Source organism: Shewanella sp. ZOR0012 (genome assembly GCF_000798835.1).
Taxonomy (GTDB): Bacteria; Pseudomonadota; Gammaproteobacteria; order Enterobacterales; family Shewanellaceae; genus Shewanella; species Shewanella xiamenensis.
In genome coordinates this window covers 292,963-299,341 of sequence record NZ_JTLE01000094.1, presented here as the reverse complement: position 1 = coordinate 299,341, position 6,379 = coordinate 292,963, and the positions used below count along the sequence as shown (strand labels likewise).

Genomic DNA, 6,379 nt, shown 5'->3' with positions numbered 1-6,379 from the left:
CTGGCGTTTCTGCTGCGTTATCGTCCGTTTATGTAGAATAACTACACTGTACGGACTTTACCTTGCATAAACGCCAGCCAAACTGCTGCAAAAATAACCCTGAAACGTCAACACGCCCTAAGTACTGTGATTAATAAAGAGGACATAGCTTTGCGGCAGCGCGCTGATACAAATCCCTGACACAGGGCGCTTACACTGAACGCTTTACATGGCTGGTGTAATGCACATGGGGTGAGAGCAAGTCCGCTAAATTGGGGTTTGGTGCCCGATTGAGGAAGCGAATAAAAGCCTGGGGTAGGGTGAGCGTTTCAATCGGCTCTTGCCAGCGTGCCTGTAACAGTGGGTGATAACCTTCTTTCCCCGCAGCGGTATAAGAGGTCGATACCCCCACATAGAGCGCATCGGGCTGCACTGGATACCAGAGTGATAATCCATCCTGCTGCATCATTTCTAGCTTGAATAAACGTTCCCCTAAGGGGCGTCTGCCATCGTAGTAATAACGCAATCCATAGGTATAGGGGAAGCTGCCAGCGCCTGTGCCGCGTACACTGTTATTGGTGGCGGCGTTAATCGCCGACTCCAGCGCCTGATACAGAAATTGGCCTTGGATTTCGTATTTGACTAATGGCAGTTCGAAGGGCAGCAATTGGCCCAACACATCGGCGAGGGTCAGTCTGCCTTGGGCGACCGATTGCCTGACACCACCCGCGTTATGCAGGGCAAAGTGGATGCGAGGGTCTTCAAGTTTAGCCTCTTGGAACATACTGCGACTTACCCAAGGGGCGATTTCACTGCCATGGGGCAGCGCCTTAGAAGGCAGTCTGGTGTGTACCAGATTCTTAGGCACTAGAGCTAAGACTTTGTTTTCCATCTCGGCAATCGCAGGGCGATAGATATCGTGGATCACGCCATGAATATCTTCATCGGCTTCATCCCACAATATATAGGGATGTTCATCAAAGCGTTGGCGCACGGTTTGATAGTCGGTGTCATCCACTTGCTCACTCGAACTCAACATAAACTGCTTATCGAGCATAAAGTAGTTGCCACCGCTTAAACTTATCGCGCGGCCAGCTTCATCAAACTCAACTTCGGCCAAACCTAAGATTTCGGCGTATTTCCCTGCATGGACAATTGGCGTGCCATTGATGGTTTCGCCATAGGGAATATTGCTTAACCCCAAGGCGCTAAAGTCGCCCTGTAGAGTATGGGTATGGCCGCCAACGATAAGGCTGATACCATCGACTTGTTCTGCGAGCCGTTTATCCTGATCTAAACCTAAGTGACTCAGCACAATAATGTGCTTGATGCCTTTGGCATGCAGATGCGAGACGGTTCGCGCCGTGGTCGCAATCGCATCGACAAAGTGGGTATCGGGATCGGGTCTGGCAATGTCCTTCATCTGATCCAGAGTAATGCCGATGACGGCGAGCTTTTTGTCATAGAAGGGCTTTTCGAGGTAGCTGGCAAGCTGTGTTTTTTCATCATAGGCCAGAATATTCGCCACAGTACGCAGGTTACCCGGCTTGCGGATATCCTCTTGGCTCAAGTCCATATTCCCCGCTAGCAGCGGGAAATCGATTTGCTTGGCAAATTCGGCGAGCCGCGCATTACCTTCGTCAATATCGTGGTTGCCTATTACCATGGCATCGGGGGCAAGTAAATTCAGCAGATGGGCGTTGGCTTTACCCTTAAAATGGCTGAAATACAGTGTGCCTTGGAAACTGTCGCCCCCATGTAAAAATAAAAACGGGGTATTGCTTCGGGTGGCTTGCTCTCGCGCCTGGCTAATTTGATATCCCAAACGAGCGTAACCACCACTGTGGCTAGTAATATCTAAGGACTTAAGCCCAAGATTAAGGGAAAAATGTACGCGGCTAGGCTCAAAATTCGAATGGGTATCGTTGATGTGCGCGAGTGAGAGAGTGTATCTCTGTGTCATAACTTACCTCTTTTACGGCGGGAGATTATAACCTTCTCATCAAAAACAAGAAAGGGAGCTAAGCTCCCTTTACTTTAACAATGACTAAATCAAGATTAACCCGAGCGTGCTTCATCATCGTCGGCTGCGGCTTCGAAGTCGCCATCATCGGAGAGGCGAATGCCTTTTTGCTTCATGCGTTTGGTCCAGAGTTTACGCGCCAATTGCTGCATGTCGGTCGCGGGGTCATTCACATCGACAATCTCTAATCCCAGTAGCGACTCGATAATATCTTCTTGGGTCACAATACCTTGGCTACTGCCGTATTCGTCAACCACCATGGCAATTTGGGTGTTGCGCTTAATCATCCGCTCAAATAACGGCAGGATTTTGGCCGTTTCGGGTACGACAAACAGGCTACGCTTGAGTTCGCCAATTGGCGCGTCAGGAGTATAACGCTCAGCCAACAACACATCGGTGCGGGTGATATAGCCGATAATATCGTCGTGGTCCTGATCGTATACCGGAATACGCGTAAAAGGCTTGTCACGATATTCTTGCACAAACTCATTTTGCGTCAGTGAAATAGGCAAAGAGAACATCACGGTGCGCGGCGTCATAATCGCGGTAACGGGCACATCACGCACCTTAAGCATTTGGGTCAAAATCTTGGATTCTTGTTCGTCTAACTCACCGGATTCTTGACCGATTTTGGCCATCGCGCTCATTTCTTGGCGAATATATTGGCCTTCTTCACCTTTACCTAGCAGGCGAGTCACTTGCTGCGACATCCAAATTAATGGCTGGGTAGCACGCTTCATCCACGTAATGGCAATCGATACGCTTGGGGCTAAACGGCGCCAGTGGTTGGCTCCGACAGATTTAGGAATAATCTCTGAGAAGAACAGAATAATAAAGGTTAACACTCCGGAGAAAACGCCGAGCATATCATCCCCAAAGGCCTTAGCGGCTTGCGCACCAGCAACGGCGGCACCTACGGTATGGGCAACAGTATTGAGGGTCAAAATAGACACCAATGGCGCTTCGATGTTCTCTTTCAGTTTACGCAACCTTGTCGCCGCAGCACTGTCAGTTTGTTCGAGCGTAGCGATATAACTAGGGGTAACCGAGAGCAACACGGCTTCGAATACACTGCACAGAAAAGAAACTGCAACAGCGACAAGCACTATAATGATGAGGGTTAACATATTGGTGGTATTACAACTCCATAATTTAGGCCAACATTGACCCTCGGCGATTCTAGCATAGGAGAATGGAGTTGCTGGCTAAAATTTTTCTGCGTCTGTATAATTCGCCGCCCTGTTGCAGGTTTTGGTGTTGAGGTTAGTCCTATGAGTGAAAAAAAGATCAATTTATTAGACCTTGATCGTAAAGCGATGCGGGCATTATTTGCCGATCTGGGTGAGAAGCCCTTCCGTGCCGATCAGCTGATGAAGTGGATCTATCATTTCGGTGTCAGTGACTTCGAAGAGATGACTAACATCAACAAAGTGTTACGCCAAAAACTGGCGGCGCGCTGTGAGATTGTGGCGCCCGAGATTTCCAGCTATCAAAAATCCGCCGATGGCACCATTAAGTTCGCCATCCATGTCGGTGAAGGCCAAGAGGTCGAAACTGTTTATATTCCTGAAGATGACCGCGCTACCTTGTGTGTGTCGTCCCAAGTGGGCTGTGCCCTCGAATGTACTTTCTGCTCTACGGCGCAGCAAGGCTTTAACCGCAACCTAACTGTCTCTGAAATCGTTGGCCAAATTTGGCGTGTTTCGCATTTCTTAGGATTCGCGAAAGATACTGGCGAGCGCCCCATTACCAACGTGGTGATGATGGGGATGGGGGAGCCTCTACTTAACCTTGCTAACGTGATCCCTGCAATGGACATCATGCTAGACGATTTTGGCTTTAGTCTGTCAAAACGTCGCGTAACGCTATCGACCTCAGGCGTTGTTCCAGCATTAGACAAATTAGGTGACGCCCTCGATGTGGCGCTCGCCGTGAGTATCCATGCGCCAAACGATGAGCTGCGCGATATTCTGGTTCCGGTGAATAAAAAGTATCCACTGCAGGAGTTCCTTGCGGGGATCCGCCGTTACATCGCCAAATCTAACGCTAACCGTGGCCGTGTCACCGTGGAATATGTGATGCTCGATCACATCAACGACAGTACCGAACAAGCCCATGAATTAGCAGAATTAATGAAGGATACCCCCTGTAAGGTAAACCTTATTCCGTTTAACCCATACCCAGGTTCACCCTATGGCCGTTCGTCAAACTCGCGCATCGACCGTTTTTCGAAAGTGTTAATGGAATATGGCTTAACCGTGATTGTGCGTAAGACCCGTGGTGACGATATTGATGCCGCCTGTGGACAGCTGGCTGGGGATATTCGCGATCGAACCAAGCGTTTAGCAAAAAAACGCATGCAAGAAAATCAGATTTCGGTCACAATGAATTAACTCTTTGTTTGCACAGATTTATAGGCTTGCCCATGAAGCATGGATTGTCAGGGTTTTCATTAGCAATAGCCCTGTCATTATTAGTGACAGGATGCGTAACTGAGCGTACCTATTCAGGGACTGATATTCCGGTGTCGGAGCGAAAACTGGATAAAGTTGCCGCTGCGCGGGAGCGTATGCAGCTCGGTTTAACCTACCTTAATCGAGGTAACTCGGAACAAGCCAAGTATAATCTTGATAAAGCAATCGAATATGCGCCAGAGCTCGAAGATGTGCATGTGGCAATGGCTTATTACTATCAAACCGTAGGCGATTTAGTACGTACCGAACAGGCGTATCAGGACGCTATCAATACTAAGGACGCCTCTGGCGATTCCATGAATAACTTTGGGGTGTTTTTGTGCCAACAAAAGCAATACGAAAAAGCTGAAAAAATGTTTTTGGCTGCAATAGAAATGCCCAAATATACGCGTACCGCATCCAGTTATGAAAACTTAGGTCTTTGCAGCAGAGACGCGGGACGAGCAGAAAAGGCACGACAGTATTTTCAGATGGCGTTAAAGTATGACCCGAGACGCTCGGTGTCTTTACTGGAGCTGGTTGAGCTTGGGATAGATAAAGGTGATTATGTTGATGCGCGTAACCAGTTAGCGCGTTACCACCAAGTTGCGGCCCAGACTCCAGAGAGTTTAACGCTCGGAATAAAAATTGAGCAGGCGTTGAATGATGATGCTGCCATGAAGCGATTTGGCATTTTATTGCTTGCCAAATTCCCAGCATCGCCTCAAGCCAAGCAATATAGAGTTAATTTGCATCAATGAAAGATAACGAAATGAACGCGTCAGTAGAACCAGTGACAACAGAAGAAGCTGAGTCGACGCCTAATGTAACGCTCGGAAGCGTACTCAAAACAGCTCGTGAGCAGATGGGCTTGAGCATTGCGGAGACAGCTGTGAAGCTGCATTTGCGGCCTGGTATTGTTGAAAATCTCGAAGCCGATGATTTTTCTAATATTGCCTCATCAACCTACGTACGCGGATACGTTAAAAATTATGCGCGTATGCTGGGGGTCGACAACACGCTCATCGAAGCCTGTCTCGCAAGGCAGGTGCCCTATGTAACACAGCCTGCGATGCAAAGTTTTTCCCGTAAGACCACTTATCAAGCTCGTGACACTAAATTAAAGTGGCTGAGCTTTTTTATTGTCATCGTGTTGCTCGGTCTGTTTGTGCTTTGGTGGATGCAACGAACGACGCTAGTGACTCATGTCGATATTTCAAAACCAACCGCTGAAGAGTTAGCCGCTGCGAATCAAACCTTGCCGGGTGATGTTTTACTCACCGAAACGGATGCGAGTGCACGTTTGAGTGAGATCGCGGTCAACGGTTCAATGGCGACCGATGGTCCAGTAAAAGATACTGATGCTAGCACTATTGACCCGAATATCAGTGATATGGCGGCAATGGAAGCAGGGCAGGTGTCTGTCAATTCGACAGTCAATGCGAGTGAGCCTAATAACCCCCCAAGTGCATCAGGTGCGGTGCAAACGGCAGGGGTGACTGCGCAAAACACGCTTTCTACACAAAATTCTTCTGCATCAAACGCAGCGGTTCAAAATGTTCCAACAGCCAGCGCGCCGGTGAACAGTGCTACGCCAGCGGCTTCGAGTGAGCAAACCATGCCTGTGGTTGCTGGACAATCCAATATCAATATTCAACTCACGGGTGATTGCTGGATCAACATCGTCGATGCCAAGGGCAAAGCGATTGTTGATGGGGTCCGAGGTGCTGGCGCAACTATTCAAGCCAGTGGTGTGCCTCCGTTTAAAGTGATCTTAGGCGCGCCGACTGTTGTGTCTAGTTTTACGGTTGATGGTAAAGCCATCAGTCTTGCTGAATTTCCTAAGGGTCGTGTTGCGCGTTTGACTATCCCACAGGCTTAAGTCTCACGCTTAGCGCAGAGTACCGAAAAGAGCGTATTGAGT

At 48.8% G+C, this 6,379-nt stretch carries 5 protein-coding genes; 3 read left to right on the top strand and 2 right to left on the bottom strand.

From position 1 onward, the window contains the following. Positions 1–190: 190 nt before the first annotated feature. Together L976_RS03110 and L976_RS03105 are read right to left on the bottom strand one after the other, a co-directional pair. Positions 191–1,942: a bifunctional metallophosphatase/5'-nucleotidase gene (locus L976_RS03110; RefSeq protein ID WP_047534072.1), complete on the bottom strand. Its 1,752-nt coding sequence runs from the start codon at positions 1,940–1,942 to the stop codon at positions 191–193. Positions 1,943–2,037: 95 nt separating this feature from the next. Continuing rightward, complete coding sequence (locus tag L976_RS03105; protein ID WP_047534070.1) at positions 2,038–3,129, bottom strand: CNNM domain-containing protein; 1,092 nt, start codon at positions 3,127–3,129, stop codon at positions 2,038–2,040. 144 nt (positions 3,130–3,273) lie between these two features. Between L976_RS03105 and L976_RS03100 the strand changes: the two genes are divergently transcribed. The 3 genes from L976_RS03100 to L976_RS03090 are packed head-to-tail and all read left to right on the top strand — an operon-like array spanning position 3,274 to position 6,337. Further along, positions 3,274–4,395: a bifunctional tRNA (adenosine(37)-C2)-methyltransferase TrmG/ribosomal RNA large subunit methyltransferase RlmN gene (locus L976_RS03100; RefSeq protein ID WP_047534067.1), complete on the top strand. Its 1,122-nt coding sequence runs from the start codon at positions 3,274–3,276 to the stop codon at positions 4,393–4,395. A 32-nt stretch (positions 4,396–4,427) separates the two neighbouring features. Further along, positions 4,428–5,216, top strand: a complete 789-nt coding sequence (gene pilW / locus L976_RS03095) for a type IV pilus biogenesis/stability protein PilW (protein ID WP_037420698.1) — start codon at positions 4,428–4,430, stop codon at positions 5,214–5,216. Continuing rightward, entirely contained in the window at positions 5,213–6,337 is a 1,125-nt protein-coding gene (locus L976_RS03090; protein WP_047534064.1) for a RodZ domain-containing protein, read from the top strand. Before pilW ends, L976_RS03090 begins: the two co-directional genes overlap by 4 nt. Positions 6,338–6,379: the final 42 nt, after the last annotated feature.